Here is a 20119-nt window from a genome sequence, read left to right as displayed (position 1 = left end):
GTCGATTGATTTACAATATAGGTTGTACAAGAATCGCGATTCGCGTTCCTCCTGCCATCATACACGAGAAATGAAATGGTCATCATATGCTACGGATAGCGAGGGAACTTGCGGGTGTTACCCTTCGTCTTCGGACGGGATCGATGAAGGTGTTATCAATGGAAGCAACAGAAGGTATGTGCCCCAATTGCAAGGCGACCTGGTCGATTCGGGCGTTGATGAAAGCTGAATATCAGTGCCCTCGCTGCGGCCACCAGTTAAAACAAGATTCGGTAGTTCCGGTGAAGAGCGCCAAAGGGAAGGTATTGACGCCTTGTACGCTGGACAGGGCGCGCAAGGAGGTGGCCGCTGGGCGGGCGCGCTGGGACCGCCAAGGAAATCTTTGGCTCAACGACGCCCCGGAGAACAACGCGTTGTATCGACGCATTGTCTTCAAGCGGGATCACGGGACCTGTCTGTGGTGCGGTGACGAGGCCAACACAGTCGATCACGTCGTGCCCTACTCCGATGGCGGTCCTTACCACCCGGAAAACTTGTTTTGCGCGTGTGAAAGCTGCAATCAAAAACGGCAGAATGAAGATGCCTATACGTTTCTCGAACTGCTCGCAGGAGAAGGAATTCCGTCGCCGTACGCCGGCTACGTTGTGCAGCGCTATCGCTTGGCCACCGCCTTTGTGCAGCGCCGCAGAGCGCTCCTCGCGGCCCGTGACAAAGGTCGAAGTCGGTCTGAGCCGCGGGTATTCCCCGTCTTATCAGCGCAAGATGTAGGTGGGGAGGGATGACCATGGAGGACAACTTTGAGGAAATTTATGAGCGGTACAGGGCACAGAACCGGCCGTCAGGCTACGATGCAGAGAACGACGGCAGAGAGGGCATTGTCGCCGTGCGCAAAAACGACGATGGCGACATTATCGCAGTGCGTACGAACCAAGGACGAGACCTCGACTACGTCACAGCGCTTGCGGAAGCAAAAGCGGGTCATCTGGCGCACGTGGACGTATTTCACAAGTACGGCCGGGACATTTTGCGCAGCGAACCGGATGGCATCGTCGAGAACAATTTGGACCATTTACCTGAGTTTTGAATCGCCACAGGCGCGGCTTTCCGCTCGCGCGACGCGCAAACAGGGCTGACGGGACCGTCAGCCCTGTTTGAGGCATTTGCCTGCTCAACAATCGCAATGCGCTTCCTTCTCATTTGCCCGCTCGACGGCCCGGGCCCCGACCACAATGCCAAAGAACGTCACGTACATCGCGATGGGGATCAGAGACCACAGAAATGGGTTCCCGATGGGATCTTGCGCTCGTTGTATCACGGCAGTATCACCTCGATCATACCTTGCCATTTCGGATAACGATTCATACCATGCGAAGACAGTTTCCCCTACCCGAATTGACAGGTTCGATTCAGCGTCCTATTATTTAGTTTGCCTAATAAAATAAAAGTGTTTTCGGATCGTGCAATTGAGGTGAAATGCAAATGATGGATGACTTTGATCAATCGGCGGCAGCCAAGTTATTTCAGTCGTTTATGCGATTTCGACGAGTGAACTGGATCGGTCGGCGATCCACCGGGCGCAAGCCCAGTGATATCCGCGTACTGTTCACCATTCGCAGGGGTGAACGACAACACGTGAACGGATTCAAGGTTTCCGAGATCAGCGAACTGCTTCACGTGGCGGTGCCGACGGTCACACAACTGATTAAGGGATTGGAAGCCAGCGGGTTTGTGGAACGTCGGATGGACGACGAGGACAAACGCGTGATTCGCGTTCGGTTGACGGACCGCGGCCAGGAGGAGATTGTGCGAGCGCGGACAGAAACGTTGAACTCGCTCAATGGCTTGGTCGACTTTCTCGGTCAGGAGAGAAGTGAGCAACTGGCCGCTTTGCTCGCTCAGGTCTGTCAGTATTACGACGAGCAACAAGCGTGCGTATCGACAGAGGAGTGGCGCGCATGAAGGAACTACTTCGCGGGTTGAAACCATATTGGCTTTCCGTCGCCAGCGTCCTCGTGCTTATCTTCCTACAAAGTTTGTCAACCGTATATCTGCCCAGGCAGATGTCCGATATCGTGGACATCGGAGTCGTGCGTGGCGACGTGCCCTACATTCTCAGGGTGGGTGCACTGATGTTGCTTGTTTCCATCGCGGCGGCCGCGTGTTCCATCATCGCTGGATACTTATCCTCGCGAGTGGCGGCGGGATTCGGCCGGACGCTGCGCAGCAAAGTGTTTACGCATGTAGAAAACTTCACACTCCACGAGTTCGATCAGATTGGCACCTCGTCGCTCATCACGAGGACGACCAACGACATTACGCAGGTTCAGCAGTTAGTCAACATGATGTTGCGATTGATGATCCGCGCCCCGCTGACGGCTGTCGGGGGCATCATCATGGCGTTTTATACCGACGCCAAACTCGCCATCGTCGTCGTCGTCGTGATGCCTGTACTGGGATTGGTGATCTACCTGGTGTACAGCCGAGCGACTGCCTTGTTTCGAACGATGCAGAAGAAAATTGATACGCTCAACCGCGTGGTGCGAGAGAATCTCACCGGGATTCGGGTCATTCGGTCGTTCAACCGGATGGACTATGAACAAGCGCGTTTTGATAAGGCCAGTTTTGACCTCACCAACACTGCCACGAAGGTCAACCAAACGATGGCGTCCTTGACGCCGGCGATGATGATCGTCTTGAATTTCTCGACCATCGCCATCATTTGGTTCGGTGGTATTCGAATCGATCACGGCGCGATGCAAATTGGCTCCCTCATGGCGTTCATTCAATACGTCACGCAGATTCTGTTCGCCATCATGATGGTGTCGATGATGTTCTTCGTCATTCCTCGTGCCTCGGCGTCGGCGGCGAGAATCAACCAAGTCCTGCAGATGGTTCCGGAGATCCAAGACCCGGTGCACGCGAAGCAGGCGAACGAGGTCAGGGGCACGGTTGAATTTCGGCACGTTACCTTCAGCTATCCAGGTGCGGAACATCCCGCGATTGAGGATGTGAGCTTTCAGGCGAGACCGGGTCAGGTGACTGCGATTATCGGCGGGACGGGAGCTGGCAAGTCGACATTAGTCAGTCTGATTCCGCGCTTTTACGAGGTCGATGAAGGATGCATTCTGGTGGACGGCGTCGACGTTCGGGAGATGTCTCAGAAACACCTGCGCGAGAAAATTGGGTTTGTGCCACAGCGTGCGGTCCTGTTCTCCGGCACAGTCGCGGAAAACCTCCGTTATGGCAACGAACATGCCACTGAGGAAGAGATCCGCCACGCCGCCGATGTCGCGCAGGCCACTTCGTTTGTCCTGGAGATGCAGGATGGGTTTGACTCGAATCTCGACCAAGGTGGCATGAACGTCTCAGGCGGGCAGAAGCAGCGCTTGTCCATCGCTCGGTCGCTGGTTCGGAAACCGGAGATCTACGTGTTTGACGACAGCTTTTCGGCGCTCGATTTCAAGACGGAGGCCCAGTTGCAGTCGGCGCTCAAGAGCGAGGTTGGGGACGCGACGGTGGTGGTGGTCGCACAACGCGTGAGTACGGTGGTCGACGCGGATCAGATTATCGTGTTGGACGGTGGGCGGGTCGTCGGCATGGGGTCTCACTCGGCCTTGCTCGACAGCTGCCAAGTTTACCGCGAAATCGTGTCCTCACAGTTGGCAGAGGGGGAAACCGCATGAGTAACGAACGCAGAGAAGTACCTCAGTTGCGCCCTGTGATGCCGATGGGTCGCGGCAACTTTGGGCACGGGCGGATGCCGGTTCAAAAGGCGAAGGATTTTAAAGGGACGTTGCGCCGACTCATGAAGTACTTTCGACCACACCGCTTCCGACTGATGGTCGTCGTCCTGACGACGATCTTGAGTACGGTGTTTAGCATCGTCAGCCCAGATTTGATGGGGAAAGCGACGACGCTCCTGTTCAAGGGTGTGATGGCTCGCGACTTAAAGTTTGCGCCTATCGTGCACATCCTCGTCGTTCTGGCGGTATTGTACGTGCTCAGTTCGGCGTTTAGTTACGTTCAACAATACGTGATGGCAGGTGTCGCGCAGAAAACGGTGTACGCGCTGCGGCGCGAAGCGAACCAAAAGCTTGCGAGGTTGCCGCTCAAGTTTTTCGACGCTCGTCCGAACGGTGAAATCCTGAGTCGGTTCGTCAACGACTTCGACAATATCAGCAACACATTACAGCAGAGCTTGACGCAACTCATCGGGTCTGTCATCACGTTTGTCGGCGTGATTGTCATGATGCTCACCATCAGTCCCCTGATGACGCTCGTGGTGGCCCTTACACTCCCTCTTAGCCTGCTGGTGACGCGGATGGTGGCGAAGCGCTCACAAAAGAATTTTAAAGCACAGCAAAAATCCTTAGGTCAATTGAACTCGCACGTCGAGGAAATGTACACGGGACACAAGATTGTGAAGGCGTTTGGACATGAGGAGAGGTCCATCGCGAAATTTGAAGAGATCAATCGCCAGTTGTACGAATCCGGATGGAGATCGCAATTCGTTTCTGGCCTGATCATGCCGCTTATGAATTTCATTGGCAACCTTGGGTACTTGTTCGTGAGTGTCATCGGTGGGATTCTCGTGATGCGGCGAGCGATTCAAATTGGCGATATTCAAGCGTTCATTCAATACACCCGACAATTCTCTCAGCCGCTTACACAGCTGTCTAGCATTGCGAACATCATCCAGTCTACCATCGCATCCGCAGAACGCGTCTTCGAATTGTTAGACGAGATGGAAGAGGTGGAGGAGCCGCTCGACGCTAAAGTGATTGACCAACCGAAGGGCGATGTCGCATTCCACGACGTGAAATTTGGCTACCGGTCGGACGCGTTGCTCATCGAGGATATGAACATCGACGTGTTGAGTGGTCAAACGGTCGCCATCGTCGGTCCCACTGGTGCGGGAAAGACGACGCTCGTCAACTTGCTGATGCGGTTCTACGAGGTCAACGGCGGAAAAATCACGATTGACGGCCGGGACATCGCACACCTGAAACGAGACAACTTGCGCAGTCTCTTCGGGATGGTTCTACAGGATACGTGGCTGTTTCACGGGACCATCTATGAAAATATCGCGTACGGGCGCGCCGATGCGACCGAGGAGGACGTCGTGCAAGCGGCGAAATCGGCGCACGCGGACCGCTTTATTCGGACGTTGCCAGATGGCTACCAGACGATCTTGAACGAAGAGGCGTCAAATCTATCACAGGGGCAAAAACAGCTCTTGACCATCGCCCGAGCCATTCTGAAAGATCCGGCCATCTTGATTCTCGACGAAGCCACGAGCAGTGTCGACACGCGGACGGAAGTTCTGATTCAGAACGCTATGAAGGAACTGATGAAGGGAAGGACGAGTTTCGTCATCGCGCATCGGTTGTCGACCATTCGCGACGCTGACTTAATTCTCGTGATGGATCGGGGAACGGTCGTCGAACAGGGCACCCATAGCGCGTTGCTCGAGCGAGGCGGTTTCTATGCAGAGTTGTACAATAGTCAATTTGCCGCTGGAGCGGTGACGAACAGCGTTGGGTAAGGATACGCTCGAGCGCCTATGTTCGCACTTAAAACGGGGTGTCCCGACATATAATAGAGCCTCCGTCTCCACCTGAACAGTGGAGGCGGAGGCTGTTTCGTTGAAATGCGGGGACTGACCCATTTCAGTGCCACTCTTTTTGGGACAGCCCTTTTTTGTCGTCTAATTCGTCTGATATCTCTTCAGGTTACCACTTGAATGAATCGAAGTCCGGCGTCACTCCGGGTTGGCGCAGGTGATAAATCGTTTTTCTCGAGTATGCAGTTTGCGCTAAGACGATAACCATGATGATTGGGCCGAGAACGGGCAGCAGAATGAACCACAACCAGTGACCTGACCTGCCGAACGCGTGAAGGTATTTGACGTGCCAGATGATTGCGAACACGATGTTGGCGACCGGAATCAGGAGAAACAGCACATTCCAGCCTGACTTTTGAATCGTCCAGAGAATTGGGAAAATGTACAGAATGGGGACCCAGACCATCCACCGGTGTTTCACGCCCGCTCGCTTACACAGTTGATAGTGTGCCAACGCACTCACGACGTAAAGCGCGATGATGAGAAGCCGACCAACGAACATGCCCCTTTGGAATGAATTGTGTGATCAATATAGTGTAAATCTCGCGGTAGATCGATGGATATATTTGGGCAATTTTAAAGGGATACAGACATTGGCTTGGCAGCTGGACGAAGAGAATGCAATTGTTTACTATTGGGGAAAAATTCAGGATTGCAGGTGGTTGAATGACCGAACGGATGAAGGTTCTCGTCGTCTCCTATCACGCACCACCTGTCCTCAACGCGGAGTCCATTTTGGTCTGGAAAACCATTCGGGCGCTCTCGCGGGACTTTCAAGTGCAACTGCTGACAAGTTCTGTGGATGGGTCGCGGCGGCTGGATGACGACATGGCATTGCCTACGCAGGTGGAGGTCATCCGGCGAAATGTGTTTCACTTGCGAAATCCGTTCCTCGCTAAGGTGGTCTCGCGGGGCATGGGACTCGCGGTCGATGAGGCGTTCCTGTTCGCTCGGAAAACGCGGAAGACGTTCTTGGACAAGCTTTCGGGGGACGTGATTTACAGCCGCTCCCATCCCGGTGCGAGTCATATTCTGGCGTATCGCATCAAGCGGCAAACGGGCAAGCCGTGGATCGCCCAGTTTAGTGACCCATGGTCTGCGAACCCGTACCACGAAGGGCATACGCATTTTCGCAAGCGGTTTGACCGCCGCTGGGAGCGACGCGTAATTGAACACGCGGATTCGCTCGTCTTCCCGACAAAGGAGATCCTGGCGATGTACGTGGACGCGTATCCGCATGTGTGCGTAGCCGAGAAGGCGTTTGTCATCCCGCATCACTATACCCCGGAGTTGTACCGTCCTCGCGCCGCGACAACGGCGCCAACGGACACGGACGTGGTGACCTTCGGATACTTTGGCGATTTCTATGGGGCGAGATCGCCAAAACCGTTGATCGATGCGGTATGCGAGGTGCAGAGGAAAAGACCTGAGTGGACAGGGCGGATTCGCATCCGGTTGGTCGGAAGCTTAGCTCCAAAATACCAGGCCGAAGTCGACCGACGCGAGGTGCGAATCGACCAATCTAAGGCCTCTTACTTCGACAGCCTGATAGAGATGAGCGAGACCGACGTGCTGGTGTTGATCGATGCGCCGTCGAAAAGCGGCGTCAACCCGTTTCTCGCGTCCAAACTGATGGACTACCTGGGGGCGGGTAGACCGATATTGGGGATCACGGATTCGCTGGGAACAGCGGCGGAAATCCTGCGGGTGTGCGGTCATACCGTCGTCAGTCCTTACGAGACTTCGCGGATTGCCAGCGCAGTCGAGAAACTCATTCTCGAGAGACCAGTCGTGTCTGCGCCGGCTGCGTACGCGACGGAGTCGGTGGTGGGCGAGCTCGCGCGGGTGTTGCGCAACAGAGGTGAGTCCAGTCGTCTGAACGAAAGTTAAGGGAATCTCCAACATTTGTGGAGACTCCCTTAATTGGACCGCTGATTGACCTCAAATCACGCTTCGAACTTACCTGCGGCGTAGTCTTCAAAAGCCTGCTTGATCTGCGCTGGCGTATTCATCACGAACGGGCCATAGGCGACGACCGGTTCACCGACCGGTTGGCCCGCGTACAGCAAGGCCCGCAGGTCGCGCTCCGCGCGAATCACGACTTCGCTTTCGGCGACGTCCTCGCGCCTGTCGAGCCACAGCACTTGGTGCTGTTCTCCGTACTCGGCACCTGCCCCGAAGCGTCCGCTGCCTTCCAGAATATAAATGAATCCGTTGTACCCACCCGGAAGATCCTGTGTGATCTCGGCACCCGCGTCGAGAGTCAGTTCGACCATGGTGACCGGGACGTAGTTTTTCGTCGTCGCGCGCGCATCTGCAGATGATCCGGAAAAGACCCGCACCGTGGCTCCGTCAGCTTTGCGAACGGGCATGTCCTCGGCGCGCAGGTTCTGGTACCGAGGTTGCGTCATCTTGTCCTCGCTTTTTAGGTTGACCCAAAGCTGCAGACTGTGTACGCGCTGGTCCGGCGTCGGGTCTTCTTTGTGAATGACGCCGCGCCCGGCCGTCATCCACTGGACATCCCCTGGCTCCAACTGCCCTTTTCCGTGCCGGTTGTCGAAGTGGTTTAGCGTCCCTTCAATGACGTAGGTCACCGTCTCAATGCCGCGGTGCGGGTGTACGTCAAAGGTACCCTGCTCAAACCAGTCTTCGGCCAACAGTAAGAATGGGTCGTGTTCCGACCAGTTACCCGGCTCGATCACCATCGCAACCGTATGGTTCGGATTTTGTTGATGTGGATGCACGGTCCGTACGCGCTGCACAGACCGTTGGTATGGTGCACTTGTGGTCACGGTGTCACACCCTTGTTTTATCAAATAAAGACGTTCGTTGGAACAGCTAAATAGTAGCACAGTAACATTAAAAAAGTGAGTCGTTAAATTCCTTATCGTTCCTGCACAAGGTGTGGCAGTTTGTGACGTAAGCATGAAAAATTCTGGGTTTTGGACAAACACCTATTTAAGTTGAGTGGAAAGTTATATACTGCTTCTGTCGAAACACAGACTGCTGAGTTAGGGGCCTGAATACACATCATGGTCGGAACGATTAAAAGATGGATCGTGGGGAGACCACTGAAGACCAAAGAAGACCTTCAAGTACGCATTGGTGTACTGAAGGGCATGGCGGTCATGACACCGGATGCCTTGTCTAGCGTAGCATATGCAACAGACCAGATGGAGGGAATCCTCGCTGGTTTACTCGTCGCGACGTCGACCCACGCGTACGTCACGAATGTCCTTGGGTTCTCAATGCTCGGGACCAGCATCATCGTCGGACTCGCCTTTCTATTATTTTTGGCGTATCGCAACATCATTCGGCGCTATCCGCTCGGGGGTGGCGCGTATGCCATCGGGATCAACGATCTCGGCAAGTATTGGGGGTTGTCAGCCGCCTCTACGCTAATCGTTGGGTATACGTTGACTGTCGCGGTGTCGGTGGCGGCAGGGGTGGATGCTATCGCCCCCGTGATCCCGTTCATCGCACACCACAAACTATTGTTCAACATCATCCTGACGCTATTAATTATGATTGTAAATTTACGTGGTACCGGCGAATCTGCCAGTGTCTTCGTACCGTTCACGTACGTCTTCATCGGCTGTATCATTCTGATTGGTGTCGCCGCCGTCATCAAGGGACTTCTGCACCCGAGCGCGATCGAGCTACCGACCTATGCGGGAATGCACGCCGTCCAAGGGATGGGGATGTTTCTCTTCCTCAAGATGTTCGCGAACGGCTGCAGTGCGCTGACTGGGATTGAGGCCGTTTCGAATTCGGTGCCCGTTTTTCGCGAACCGTCCGTAAAACGTGCCCAGCGCCTGTTGCTGACGCTCGTCATCACGCTGAGCTTGTTGTTCTTTATCGTTTCCAGCGTGGCGATGGTGCACGGCCTTCGCTACAATCCGGAAGTTCCGCTCATCAATCAGGAATCGATGCTGATCTTCGGAACACACGGTATCGGATATGTCGTGACGGTGATCATCTCGATTTCGACCATGTGCATCCTGACCATCGCGGCGAATACGGCGTTTACGGGGTGTCCGGCGCTGTGGTCCTCGATGGCTCGCGACGGGTTTATGCCGCGGTGGGTACTGCACAAAGGTACGCGGTTAGTCTATAGTAACGGCATCGTTTTTTTGACGTTTATCTCGCTGCTGCTCACCATTTGTTTTGACGCGAAGGTCGATCGACTGATGCCGCTCTATGGCGTGTCCGTATTCTATACGTTCACCATCTCGCAACTTGGCATGGTCGTGCGCGTGCTCAAGGAACGCAAGAACAAGTGGTTGTTGAGTGCCATCGGTAGCGCCACGGGTGTCGTGTTGACTGGGGGCGCGTGTCTCATCTTTGGCATCACGCGCTTTCAGGATGGGGCTTGGCTGGTGTGTATTTGCGTTCCTGCGATGATTCTCGTATTCAGCAGAATCCAGAAGCACTATATGCAACTTCGCCAGGACTTAAAGTACGATTTAACGCGGCCGATGCAACCGCGCAAGGAGTCCATCACGATTGTCCCTATCGCGTCTGTCAACAAGTCGTCGGTCAACGCCCTCGAGTACGCAGTGGCGAACTTTCGGAATGTCATCGCGGTGACCGTCATCGCGGATGATTCGGAGGAGAAATGTCGACAACGCACGGACAAGATCGAGGGGGATTGGGAGAAACTCAACTCCGGCGTGCGGTTGATTGTCTTGCATTCACAATACCGTGCGGTTGGGAAACGGCTGCAGCGATTTATCGAATTCGAGTTGCAAACGTATCCTCCTGAGAACATCACGGTGGTCATTCCGCAGTTCATTACGAAGCGCTGGTGGCATAAACTGCTGCACAACAAGACCGCCAGTATCCTGATGGCTTGGCTGGTCATCAACAAGCACATCAAGGTGATGACCGTTCCGTACCACCTGGAACGATGATGGCTTAGCGGCATTCACGCCTTCCTATGCTGTCATCGATGAGCCAATGCGACGAAGTCGCCGCCTCCGAGAACACGCCATTCTCAGGGGCGGCGACTTCCTCTTTGTTGAAAGACGTATCTTTGGAAGGAGCGGCGCCAGCTGCTATCCCGGAGTTCAATCCCGCTTGGCTACCTCGTTTGCTAAGCTTTGTGGCGTTATCGCTCGCCATTGCCGCGTCGTTCGCAGCCTTCGACGTCCGCGATGGTGTATAGCTGGCGCAACTCTACATCCTCTGCACAGTAATCTCCATCACAAATCAACTCTAGCACTTGCCCGGTCATGGTAAGTCTCCTCTCTCCTAGTTGTTTACTTCCATACATATGCCCTAGCGGTAGAAAAATAGACCCACTTTGCTACCAAGGACGCCTCACAAGTCGATAGCTGTGGCGGCTCTGAGACTCTCTTGACGAGGTCGAACTAGAGTGCGCTCACAAGTATAATTGGGCTCCAAGATTCGCCCGACACCATCGCTGATCTGACGAATGGAGCATATCGATGCGTGCTCGATGAAGACCTCAGGTTGATTGGGTTCTACTGGATTGGGGCGGTCCATTCGCGTGTACGAGCGGTTAGGCTTCGTCAAGACCTGCAGTTTGGTGGGCAATCGGGGTTGTGCGTTTCAAGTCATGGTCAACCATGATGGTGAAGTGTAAGTCGGTGTGTCTGCGGATGTCGGATTAGGCCGATTTTCATTATTTTTTGAGAAATGATCGGTCCACTGCGCGCCGCGCCCCCGCTTCAAAAATCAGGGGCGCCGTCAGGCAGTTGGTTTGCGTGGCGATCACACGTCGCTCTGAAGTGCCAACTCTGCCATCTTCATGATGGTCTCGCGTGAGCGAGCCCCGGCGATAAAGCGGGCGGGGTGGCAAAATACCGCGTCGCCGACGCCGATGATTTCACCCAACTCCTGTCCCTCTTGACCGGCCCACGCCTGCGGCAGCGGTTTGCGCGCCTCAAACGAACCCAGTACCTTGGGGACGACTTGGATGCGGTACTGGCCGTGTCTGTCCGGAAAAATGACATACAGGACGGACGCGTCGTGGTCGAGCTCGAACAGCGTCTCCGACCAAGGACAAAAGGTGTCGAGTTCGAGGATCTCCTTTTTTTCCCGCCTGCCGTACGCTTCCTTCACAATCTCAATCGCAGCCATTCGCCCGAGTTCCGACCGCATCGTATTGTTGAGAATATGTGCAGCAAATTGCACTGCTTGGTCGAACGCGTCGTTTTCATCCAGGTCTGAGTTCCACGGAGGGTTAAACCCCGCAATGAGCTCGGAGATCCCTTTGATGCGGGGGTCGCGGTCGAGATCGACCCCGTTGTCGATGGCGTCGATGGCTTGGATGAGGCGTTCGTCGACGGTTTGTACCACCCGGTTTGCATCCGCACTGGTACCTAGCCGATCGACGCACTCGTGGCCGAAGTCGCGCCAAATCAAGCCCGCGCTCGCGTATGGAATGCCGTTGTCGCGATAGACCTTGTCGGTGGAATGGTGGTCGTACTTGCCACGCCCGACGTCGACGACGATGTCGCAATGTGAGAGGATATCGTCGTCGCGCGACCTGACGACCTTCGCGTCGGGATAAAATTGCTTGAGAATGGCTACAGCGAACACTTCGTCCGCGTGAAATTTCCCGTGATGTGTACCAATGACCATGAGTTTCATTCCTTATGAAGACGTTTTGTTGTCGCGGTGCGGGTTGGCTATTAAATGAAAGAACTTCACCAAGCCCGGCCACATGTGAACTGTTATTTTCGCAGTATTCCATGCGAAGGCGCGTTCATCCGCGATGTTTGAATTTGGGCGGTTTGTGCTGCCTCGACCATGGTCAAGGATGGTTGCGCAATCGGAAAGCACTTGACAAACGAATAGCAAGTGGGATAAGGATATGAGCTAACCGAGCATATTTGGAATACATCGGTTTCACACCGCACAGATGGTGGTGAACGAAATCACATTAAACTAACTTTATCCGTCACACAAGTAACGTTTCGACGGAATCGACAAAACTCGCGTTGGAACGCGTTTGCATTGAATTTTAGTCGGGTGATAAGATGGGTTGAACCAAGGCACCAGGAATCGCCATGGCGTGAGACGAACAGGAGGAGAAGTTGTGGCCGATTATTTAGTCATCGTCGAATCGCCCGCAAAAGCGAAAACGATTGGGAAATATCTGGGGAAGCGGTATGCGGTAAAAGCCTCCATGGGCCACGTTCGCGATTTGCCAAAGTCCCAACTCGGCGTCGACGTCGAGCACGGCTTTGAACCAAAATATATCACTATTCGCGGGAAGGGCGACGTCATCAAGGCGCTTCGGAGCGCGAGCAAGAAGGCGAAGAAAGTCTTTCTCGCGGCCGACCCTGATCGGGAAGGTGAGGCTATCGCCTGGCACCTGCAGCACATTCTCGAATTGAACCCAGACGACACGTGTCGGGTGGTGTTTCACGAAATTACGCAGGATGCCATCAAGAACGCATTTAAGTCGCCGCGCAAGATCGACATGGACGTGGTCAACGCGCAGCAGACGCGTCGCATCCTCGATCGTCTCGTAGGGTATCGGTTAAGCCCGCTTTTGTGGCGTAAAGTGAAGAAAGGGTTGTCGGCAGGCCGTGTGCAATCAGTCGCTGTTCGATTGATTGTCGACCGGGAAAACGAGATTCGCAAATTTCAACCTGAAGAGTACTGGACCGTCGACGTCACCTCGCAGGTGGATGCAAAAAAATTAACCTCTCGTTTCTATGGATATGACGAGCAAAAGACCCCGCTTCCAAACGAGGATTCGGTCAACGAGCTGTTAAACAGAATCGATGGTCAGCCGCTGACGGTCCGCAAGGTGAAGAAGTCGGAGCGAAGGAGAAATCCTGCGGCGCCGTTTATTACGAGCAGCTTGCAACAGGAGTCCGCTCGAAAGCTCGGTTTCCGCGCGTACAAGACGATGGCCGTCGCGCAACAGCTGTATGAAGGGCTAGACATCCCAGGTGAAGGAACGGTTGGTCTCATCACATACATGCGTACGGACTCCACGCGGATTGCGCAGTCGGCTCAGGACGAGGCGCGAGAGTATATTCGGCGTGAATTTGGTGCGCCGTATGTGCCTGCCGAGCCGCGAAAGTACAGTAAGAAAGACGACGCGCAGGACGCGCATGAAGCCATCCGTCCGACATCTACGCTTCGTCATCCTGAACAGATCAAAGACCATTTGTCGAAAGATCAATTTCGGCTCTACAAGTTGATCTGGGATCGCTTTGTCGCAAGTCAGATGTCCTCTGCGGTACTCGATACCACCTCCGTCGATTCGGAGGTAAATGGGGCCTGGTTTCGTGCGAGCGGTTCCGTGATCAAGTTTCCTGGCTTTATGGCCGTGTACATCGAAGGCAACGACGACCAAGATGACGATGACAAGAGTCGCCTGTTGCCGCCGGTGACCGAGGGTCAGGTGTTGAAGACCTCGAAGGTGACACCGGAACAACACTTCACGCAGCCGCCACCGAGATATTCCGAGTCCAGCCTCGTCAAGGCGATGGAGGAACTGGGGATCGGTCGTCCGAGTACGTATGCTCCGACGATTGATACCATCTTGAAGCGCGGATACGTCCTGCTCGAGCAGAAACGGTTTGTGCCGACGGAGCTTGGAGAAATCGTCGTCGACCTCTTGGTCGATAACTTCGAACAGTTGATTGACGTCGATTTCACTGCCAATCTGGAAGGTGAGTTGGACGCCGTCGAGGACGGGGAAGCCGACTGGGTAAAGCTGTTGGACGGCTTCTACCACCAGTTCGAGAAGGACTTAGAACACGCGGAGTCTTCACTTGAACACGTGGAGCTGAAAGACGAGGAGTCAGACATCCCCTGTGAAAAATGCGGGCGGATGATGGTCTATAAAAATGGCCGTTACGGCAAGTTTTTGGCTTGTCCCGGGTTTCCCGAGTGCCGTAACACCAAGGCTATCACGAAGGAAGTGGGCGTGAACTGCCCGAAGTGTGACAAACCGCTGTTGGAGCGCCGCGGAAAGCGCAGGAAAGTGTTTTACGGCTGTAGCGGATATCCAGAATGCGACTATGTATTGTGGCAGAAGCCGACGGGGCAGTTGTGTCCCATCTGTGCGCATCCGATGGTCGAGAAACAATCGCGTGGGAAGGTGACCGTGTTGTGCAGCAACGAAAAGGCACATCCACACGCGGCGCCGCTCGAGGATTCGGGAACGCGCAAATCATCCTAATCGCGGGGGAACCGTCGAGTTAAGTGATAAACGAAGGAGCGTCTATCTTGGCAAATTTGAAAGTGACCGTCATCGGTGCTGGGTTGGCAGGTTCGGAGGCCGCTTGGCAGGCTGCTCACGCCGGGGCGGATGTGACGTTGTATGAAATGCGACCCGTCAAACAGACGCCTGCGCACCACACGCAGGAGTTTGCAGAACTTGTTTGTACCAATTCTCTTCGCGCTGCAGCAATCACCAACGCCGTGGGGCTCTTGAAAGAGGAGATGCGCCGCCTGAACTCCGTCATCATCCAGGCGGCTGACGAGCACAGTGTACCCGCCGGCGGCGCGCTGGCGGTAGACCGAGAGCGGTTTTCCGCACGGGTGACGGAGCTCGTCAGTGGCCATCCAAACGTCGAGGTGCGGCGCGAGGAAGTGACGAAGATCCCGACCGAGGGCATCACTATCGTGGCGACTGGTCCGCTCACTTCCGCCGCTTTGTCGGAGGATATCAAGCAGTTTATCGGACAAGATTACCTGTACTTCTTCGATGCGGCTGCACCCATTGTCACGAAGGAATCGGTCGACATGGACAAGGTGTTTCTGCAATCGCGTTATGACAAAGGCGAAGCTGCCTACTTGAACTGTCCGATGGACGAGGAGCAGTTTGAAACGTTCTACGACGCGTTGATTCACGCCGAACGCGCATCGCTGAAGGATTTTGAAGAGGAACGCTACTTCGAGGGATGTATGCCGATCGAAGTGATGGCTGAGCGCGGAAAGCAGACGATGTTGTTTGGTCCGATGAAACCAGTCGGCCTTCGTGATCCGAGAACTGGAAAGCGGCCGTATGCGGTTGTGCAACTTCGACAGGACAATGGCGCCGCCACGTTGTTCAATTTGGTCGGATTCCAAACGCACCTCAAGTGGGGAGAGCAGAAACGGGTCTTCAGTCTGATTCCGGGGCTAGAAAATGCAGAAATCGTGCGTTACGGCGTGATGCATCGGAATACTTATATTAACAGCCCACAAATTCTTCACCCTACCTATCAGACGAAGGCCAGAGAAAATCTGTTTTTCGCCGGTCAAATTACTGGGGTGGAAGGATATGTGGAGTCTGCGGCGGCTGGTCTTATCGCTGGCATCAACGCCGCGCGCGTAGCGGCGTCGAAGGCGCCGGTTATCATGCCGGACGTCACTGCAATTGGCAGTTTGGCACACTACATCACTCATACTTCTGCGGAGAACTTTCAGCCGATGAACGCGACGTTTGGACTATTCCCGCCGCTGGACGAAAGAATAAAGGATAAGCGCGAGCGCAATCAGGCGCATGCGGACAGGGCGCTTGCCGCCCTCGCGCGAGAGATTGAATCCCTGAAGGTGTGACAATGCTACTGGACGAGTGCAAGTCTGCGTTCCTGCTGGCGCGGCGTCAGAAGTGGAGCGAGCAGACGCTGACCGCATACGACAAGGATTTGACGTTGCTGATGAACTACCTGAAAGCAGAGGGGATTGTCCATCCGAGTGACATTCGAGTGCGCAGCCTGCGCGGCTTCCTCGCGGGCGAGATGATGCGTGGTGTGAGCAAGTCCTCTGTCGCTAGAAGGCTGTCGTGCTACAGGTCCTTTTTCGATTTTCTCGAGCAGCAAGAGCTCGTCGCTGCAAACGTCGCACGGTCTCTGTCCTTGCCGAAAAAGGACAAAACGATGCCGCAGTACTTTTACCAAGAAGAGGTGGAGAACCTCTTAGATCACATCGACGGCCACTCGTTCGCGGATGTGCGAGACCGGGCCTTGCTCGAGTTTATTTACGGAACCGGTGTTCGGGTCAGCGAGTGCGTCGCGCTCGATGTCGACAACGTCATGGTTCAAGAACAATTGGCCCTGGTCTTTGGTAAGGGAGCAAAGGAGCGTTATGTGATTTTGGGCTCGAAGGCACAGGTGGCGCTCGCCCGCTACTTCGAGCAGCGCCAGAGGGTGGCCAAGGGCGAAGCGCTGTTCGTCAACCAGCGCGGCGGGCGACTGACCGATAGGAGTGTGCGAAGAATTCTCGACCAGCGCATTGCGCAAGTGCCGGGGCTCCGTCAGTTAAGCCCGCACGGCTTGCGCCATACTTTTGCGACGCACCTGCTCGACGGCGGGGCAGACTTGCGCAGTGTGCAAGAGTTACTCGGCCACGCCAGTTTGTCGAGTACGCAGATTTACACACACACCTCGCGCGAGCGTTTGACGCGCGTTTACCAAGATAGTCATCCAAGATCTGAGAGACCACGCGAAACAGAAGGGAAGTGACGCGCGTGGACCAATCCATGCATGCCACCACGATTTTTGCTGTATTAAAGGAAGGCAAGGGTGCAATGGCTGGCGACGGCCAGGTCACGCTGGGGAACAGCATGATTATGAAACAGGGGGCGCGTAAAGTTCGTCGGCTCTACCACGGCAAAGTTGTCGCTGGTTTCGCCGGTTCTGTCGCAGACGCGTTCACGCTGTTTGAGATGTTCGAAAAGCGGCTGGAGGAGTACCAGGGAAATCTTCAGCGGGCCGCTGTGGAATTGGCGAAAGAATGGCGCTCCGATAAGGTGTTACACAAGTTAGAAGCGATGCTCATCGTGATGAATGAGGAAGACTTGTTCATCGTCTCGGGCGGCGGCGAAGTGATTCAGCCGGACGACGGAATTTGTGCGATTGGCTCTGGTGGCGCGTTTGCGCTCTCCGCCGGGCGTGCACTCGCCCGCAACACGGAATTGCCGGCCGCCGAGATCGCGCAGAAGGCGTTGCACATCGCGTCCGAAATCTGCGTCTTTACGAATGATCATATCATCGTCGAGACGGTCGGCTGAGAGGTGGCAGGAGGCTCGCCTCAAAGTCGTCGGGCCTCTTATTTAAGGGAGGGAATCACGTGTCGATGGAACATGAATTGACGCCGCGGCAAATTGTAGAGCATTTAGATAAGTATATTGTCGGGCAGCGCGGTGCGAAGCGCGCTGTGGCCGTTGCGCTTCGAAACCGTGCACGCCGCGCGCAACTTTCGTCGGAGCTGCAGGCGGAAGTCACGCCGAAAAATATTTTGATGATCGGACCCACCGGCGTCGGTAAGACAGAAATCGCGCGCCGCCTGGCAAAACTGGTCGGCGCGCCGTTCATTAAGGTGGAAGCCACGAAGTTTACAGAGGTTGGCTACGTGGGGCGCGACGTCGAGGCAATGGTGCGAGACCTGGTGGAGACGGCCGTTCGGATGGTGAAGGCGGAACACGCACAGAAGGTGCAAAAGGAGGCCGAGGAACGCGCGAACGACCGAATCGTCGACGCGCTCGTGCCAGATCCGAACGCGCGGCGAAAGATGGGAAATCCGTTCGAGATGCTGTTTGGCGGTGGGCAGCAGGAGCGGCCTTCGCATGAGGCCAGTTCCGATTCGGTACGAGAAGAACGGCGGCGCACCCGGCACAAGCTGGACCTGGGTGAACTGGAAGACCATTATGTGGAAATCGATGTAGAGGAACAGTCGAGCGGGATGTCGCTCGGTTTCATGCCTGGCATGGGGCCTGAGAGCCTTGGCAACATCCAAGAGGCGCTCGGAAACCTGTTGCCGAAACAGACGCGTAAGCGCAAGATGACCGTGCGCGAGGCGCGCAAAGTTCTCACGCAGGAAGAGGCAGGCCGCTTGATCGATTCGGACGCAGTCAATGCGGAAGCCATTTATCGGGCTGAAAATCAGGGCATTATCTTCATTGACGAGATGGATAAAATAGCTGGCAAGGAACAGCGCGGGGCAGATGTCTCGCGGGAAGGCGTTCAGCGGGATATCCTTCCTATCGTCGAGGGATCGACTGTCACGACCAAGTACGGCGCCGTAAAGACGGACTACATGCTCTTCATCGGAGCGGGGGCGTTTCACGTGGCGAAGCCGTCGGACCTCATCCCAGAACTGCAGGGGCGATTCCCCATTCGCGTCGAGCTGGAACCTTTGACGGCGGGCGATTTCGAGCGAATTTTGCGCGAACCGGAGCACTCGTTGCTCAAACAGTATGCGGCTCTGCTCGAAACCGAGGGCATCGCGGTGACATTCAGCGACGACGCCATCACGCGGATTGCAGAGATGGCTCAACAGGTGAATCAGGATACCGAAAACATCGGCGCAAGACGACTGCACACACTTGTCGAGAAGGTGTTGGAGGATTTGTCGTTTGAGGCGCCTGACGTCAACCTCGAAGCCATCTCCATCACAGCGGCTTACGTCGACGAGAAACTGCAGTCGATTGTGAAGAATCGCGACGTCAGTCAGTTTATCCTGTAAACCAGCAATATCCACAAAAAGGAAAACGGGCAACCAGGATGTCTTTTGCGTCCTGGTTGTTTTTTTTGTGATCAGTCCATGAACCTCCTTGGAAATTCGGCAAATGCATGATCTCGAATGTGCAGGAATATGACAAGATTCGACGAATCATTACACTGTCGTCGAAAAATAGCAAAATGTGCGGATGGGGAAGAGTGAACAGTGAATACGATGCAGTTACTGCAAATGTCGCTCGATGCGGCAACACTGCGTCAACAAGTCTACGCGAATAACATTGCGAACGCAGAAACGCCCGGTTACAAACGCCAGGACGTGGCGTTTGAGACGTACTTTCAACAGGCATTGAACTCCGCTCCACAGGCGCAGATGGGCGAGACCCATATCCCGCTCTCGACGTCGGGGAGCGCTTTGAACAATCTCCCAGATGTACAACCGACTGTGTACACGGATACGAGTTCGACTGTTGATAACGACGGGAACAACGTCGACCTTAGTTCGGAAATGGTCGACATTGCAGAAAATCAGGTCAAATACGAAGTGCTTGCACAGGATGTGTCCACGCGACTTCAGCGTTTGACCACCGCGATTCAGGGAGGTTGATGCGCGTGCTTGATACGTCCAGTATGAACATCGCCGCGAGTGGACTGACGGCGAATCAGTTGTGGTTGAACGTCATTGCGAATAACATCGCGAATGCGAATACGACGCGGACACCTCAAGGTGGCCCTTATCGACGCGAGATCGTAAACTTTGCGCCAGCTTCCCAGAACGCGTCATTCCAGAACGTGTTGGGCGCTACGATGGGAACCGGTGACGGGGGCGTACAAGTGACCTCGATAACCCAGGATACCAGTCCGTTGAAATCGGTATATGATCCGAGCAGTCCTGATGCGGTCAACGGATACGTGCAAATGCCTAACGTCGATATCGCGACCGAAATGGTCGACATGGTCACGGCGTCACGCGCCTATCAGGCCAATGCGACCGCGTTCGACGCAGCCAAAGAGATGGATCTCGATGCGCTGAGCATCGGCAAATAAGAGGTGGATGTAG

The 20119-nt window shown here is 54.9% G+C and carries 20 protein-coding genes; 14 read left to right on the top strand and 6 right to left on the bottom strand.

Annotation, left to right across the window (positions count from 1 at the left end; translation table 11 throughout):
- Positions 1–158: 158 nt before the first annotated feature.
- Positions 159–782: an HNH endonuclease gene (locus tag NZD89_RS17820; protein ID WP_268004124.1), complete on the top strand. Its 624-nt coding sequence runs from the start codon at positions 159–161 to the stop codon at positions 780–782.
- Positions 779–1084, top strand: coding sequence for a DUF3892 domain-containing protein (locus NZD89_RS17815; protein ID WP_268004123.1), 306 nt, complete (start codon positions 779–781; stop codon positions 1082–1084). Before NZD89_RS17820 ends, NZD89_RS17815 begins: the two co-directional genes overlap by 4 nt.
- Positions 1085–1168: 84 nt before the next feature.
- Here the strand turns inward: NZD89_RS17815 and NZD89_RS17810 are convergent, their stop codons facing one another.
- Positions 1169–1315 (bottom strand): hypothetical protein, encoded by a 147-nt coding sequence (locus tag NZD89_RS17810; RefSeq protein ID WP_268004122.1) that lies wholly within the window; start codon positions 1313–1315, stop codon positions 1169–1171.
- Positions 1316–1479: 164 nt separating this feature from the next.
- Between NZD89_RS17810 and NZD89_RS17805 the strand changes: the two genes are divergently transcribed.
- The 3 genes from NZD89_RS17805 to NZD89_RS17795 are packed head-to-tail and all read left to right on the top strand — an operon-like array spanning position 1480 to position 5545.
- Positions 1480–1959: a MarR family winged helix-turn-helix transcriptional regulator gene (locus NZD89_RS17805; protein ID WP_268004121.1), complete on the top strand. Its 480-nt coding sequence runs from the start codon at positions 1480–1482 to the stop codon at positions 1957–1959.
- Positions 1956–3683 carry an ABC transporter ATP-binding protein gene (locus NZD89_RS17800; protein WP_268004120.1) on the top strand — a complete coding sequence of 576 codons (1728 nt, stop codon included), beginning with the start codon at positions 1956–1958 and terminating at the stop codon, positions 3681–3683. Before NZD89_RS17805 ends, NZD89_RS17800 begins: the two co-directional genes overlap by 4 nt.
- Positions 3680–5545, top strand: coding sequence for an ABC transporter ATP-binding protein (locus tag NZD89_RS17795; RefSeq protein WP_431308628.1), 1866 nt, complete (start codon positions 3680–3682; stop codon positions 5543–5545). The genes NZD89_RS17800 and NZD89_RS17795 overlap by 4 nt, the downstream gene beginning before the upstream one ends.
- Positions 5546–5732: 187 nt before the next feature.
- Here the strand turns inward: NZD89_RS17795 and NZD89_RS17790 are convergent, their stop codons facing one another.
- Positions 5733–6125 carry a DUF5684 domain-containing protein gene (locus tag NZD89_RS17790; RefSeq protein WP_268004119.1) on the bottom strand — a complete coding sequence of 131 codons (393 nt, stop codon included), beginning with the start codon at positions 6123–6125 and terminating at the stop codon, positions 5733–5735.
- 164 nt (positions 6126–6289) lie between these two features.
- Here NZD89_RS17790 and NZD89_RS17785 point away from each other — a divergent pair, with 164 nt between their 5' ends.
- Positions 6290–7513 carry a glycosyltransferase gene (locus NZD89_RS17785; RefSeq protein WP_268004118.1) on the top strand — a complete coding sequence of 408 codons (1224 nt, stop codon included), beginning with the start codon at positions 6290–6292 and terminating at the stop codon, positions 7511–7513.
- A gap of 56 nt (positions 7514–7569) precedes the next feature.
- On the opposite strand, the gene NZD89_RS17780 is transcribed toward NZD89_RS17785, so the two are convergent.
- Positions 7570–8415 (bottom strand): pirin family protein, encoded by an 846-nt coding sequence (locus NZD89_RS17780; protein ID WP_268004117.1) that lies wholly within the window; start codon positions 8413–8415, stop codon positions 7570–7572.
- A gap of 240 nt (positions 8416–8655) precedes the next feature.
- On the opposite strand from NZD89_RS17780, the gene NZD89_RS17775 reads away from it, so the two are divergent.
- Positions 8656–10536, top strand: coding sequence for an APC family permease (locus NZD89_RS17775; RefSeq protein WP_268004116.1), 1881 nt, complete (start codon positions 8656–8658; stop codon positions 10534–10536).
- 4 nt (positions 10537–10540) lie between these two features.
- On the opposite strand, the gene NZD89_RS17770 is transcribed toward NZD89_RS17775, so the two are convergent.
- The 3 genes from NZD89_RS17770 to NZD89_RS17760 all read right to left on the bottom strand — a co-directional run bounded on the left by NZD89_RS17770 (position 10541) and on the right by NZD89_RS17760 (position 12232).
- Positions 10541–10747, bottom strand: a complete 207-nt coding sequence (locus NZD89_RS17770; RefSeq protein WP_268004115.1) for a hypothetical protein — start codon at positions 10745–10747, stop codon at positions 10541–10543.
- Positions 10734–10859, bottom strand: a complete 126-nt coding sequence (locus tag NZD89_RS17765; protein WP_268004114.1) for a hypothetical protein — start codon at positions 10857–10859, stop codon at positions 10734–10736. The genes NZD89_RS17770 and NZD89_RS17765 overlap by 14 nt, the downstream gene beginning before the upstream one ends.
- Positions 10860–11359: 500 nt before the next feature.
- Entirely contained in the window at positions 11360–12232 is an 873-nt protein-coding gene (locus NZD89_RS17760; protein ID WP_268004113.1) for an MYG1 family protein, read from the bottom strand.
- 457 nt (positions 12233–12689) lie between these two features.
- Between NZD89_RS17760 and topA the strand changes: the two genes are divergently transcribed.
- The 7 genes from topA (at position 12690) to flgC (ending at position 20106) form a co-directional block, all read left to right on the top strand.
- The gene (topA, locus tag NZD89_RS17755) at positions 12690–14795 is read left to right on the top strand and encodes a type I DNA topoisomerase (protein WP_268004112.1); all 2106 of its coding nucleotides are present in this window, start codon (positions 12690–12692) and stop codon (positions 14793–14795) included.
- Between the two features lie 44 nt (positions 14796–14839).
- The gene (gene trmFO / locus NZD89_RS17750) at positions 14840–16159 is read left to right on the top strand and encodes an FADH(2)-oxidizing methylenetetrahydrofolate--tRNA-(uracil(54)-C(5))-methyltransferase TrmFO (protein WP_268008529.1); all 1320 of its coding nucleotides are present in this window, start codon (positions 14840–14842) and stop codon (positions 16157–16159) included.
- Between the two features lie 2 nt (positions 16160–16161).
- Positions 16162–17064, top strand: a complete 903-nt coding sequence (locus tag NZD89_RS17745) for a tyrosine recombinase (protein ID WP_268004111.1) — start codon at positions 16162–16164, stop codon at positions 17062–17064.
- Between the two features lie 17 nt (positions 17065–17081).
- A complete protein-coding gene (gene hslV, locus NZD89_RS17740) occupies positions 17082–17612 on the top strand; it encodes an ATP-dependent protease subunit HslV (protein ID WP_268008528.1) in 531 nt (176 codons plus the stop codon).
- A gap of 65 nt (positions 17613–17677) precedes the next feature.
- A complete protein-coding gene (hslU, locus tag NZD89_RS17735; protein WP_268008527.1) occupies positions 17678–19066 on the top strand; it encodes an ATP-dependent protease ATPase subunit HslU in 1389 nt (462 codons plus the stop codon).
- 210 nt (positions 19067–19276) lie between these two features.
- Positions 19277–19666 (top strand): flagellar basal body rod protein FlgB, encoded by a 390-nt coding sequence (gene flgB / locus NZD89_RS17730; protein ID WP_268008526.1) that lies wholly within the window; start codon positions 19277–19279, stop codon positions 19664–19666.
- Between the two features lie 5 nt (positions 19667–19671).
- Complete coding sequence (gene flgC / locus NZD89_RS17725) at positions 19672–20106, top strand: flagellar basal body rod protein FlgC (protein WP_268004110.1); 435 nt, start codon at positions 19672–19674, stop codon at positions 20104–20106.
- Positions 20107–20119: the final 13 nt, after the last annotated feature.

It is taken from the genome of Alicyclobacillus fastidiosus (genome assembly GCF_026651875.1).
In the GTDB taxonomy this organism is placed as follows: Bacteria; Bacillota; Bacilli; order Alicyclobacillales; family Alicyclobacillaceae; genus Alicyclobacillus; species Alicyclobacillus fastidiosus.
The sequence above is the reverse complement of the archived record's forward strand: the minus strand, read 5'-3'. Positions and strand labels throughout refer to the sequence as shown.

Coding starts and splice junctions, on each gene's coding strand:
- NZD89_RS17820 (WP_268004124.1), top strand. CDS start 159: ATGGAAGCAACAGAAGGTATGTGCCCCAATTGCAAGGCGACCTGGTCG.
- NZD89_RS17815 (WP_268004123.1), top strand. CDS start 779: ATGACCATGGAGGACAACTTTGAGGAAATTTATGAGCGGTACAGGGCA.
- NZD89_RS17805 (WP_268004121.1), top strand. CDS start 1,480: ATGATGGATGACTTTGATCAATCGGCGGCAGCCAAGTTATTTCAGTCG.
- NZD89_RS17800 (WP_268004120.1), top strand. CDS start 1,956: ATGAAGGAACTACTTCGCGGGTTGAAACCATATTGGCTTTCCGTCGCC.
- NZD89_RS17795 (WP_431308628.1), top strand. CDS start 3,680: ATGAGTAACGAACGCAGAGAAGTACCTCAGTTGCGCCCTGTGATGCCG.
- NZD89_RS17790 (WP_268004119.1), bottom strand. CDS start 6,125: ATGTTCGTTGGTCGGCTTCTCATCATCGCGCTTTACGTCGTGAGTGCG.
- NZD89_RS17785 (WP_268004118.1), top strand. CDS start 6,290: ATGACCGAACGGATGAAGGTTCTCGTCGTCTCCTATCACGCACCACCT.
- NZD89_RS17775 (WP_268004116.1), top strand. CDS start 8,656: ATGGTCGGAACGATTAAAAGATGGATCGTGGGGAGACCACTGAAGACC.
- NZD89_RS17770 (WP_268004115.1), bottom strand. CDS start 10,747: ATGGCGAGCGATAACGCCACAAAGCTTAGCAAACGAGGTAGCCAAGCG.
- NZD89_RS17765 (WP_268004114.1), bottom strand. CDS start 10,859: ATGACCGGGCAAGTGCTAGAGTTGATTTGTGATGGAGATTACTGTGCA.
- NZD89_RS17760 (WP_268004113.1), bottom strand. CDS start 12,232: ATGGTCATTGGTACACATCACGGGAAATTTCACGCGGACGAAGTGTTC.
- NZD89_RS17745 (WP_268004111.1), top strand. CDS start 16,162: ATGCTACTGGACGAGTGCAAGTCTGCGTTCCTGCTGGCGCGGCGTCAG.
- hslV (WP_268008528.1), top strand. CDS start 17,082: ATGCATGCCACCACGATTTTTGCTGTATTAAAGGAAGGCAAGGGTGCA.
- hslU (WP_268008527.1), top strand. CDS start 17,678: ATGGAACATGAATTGACGCCGCGGCAAATTGTAGAGCATTTAGATAAG.
- flgB (WP_268008526.1), top strand. CDS start 19,277: ATGCAGTTACTGCAAATGTCGCTCGATGCGGCAACACTGCGTCAACAA.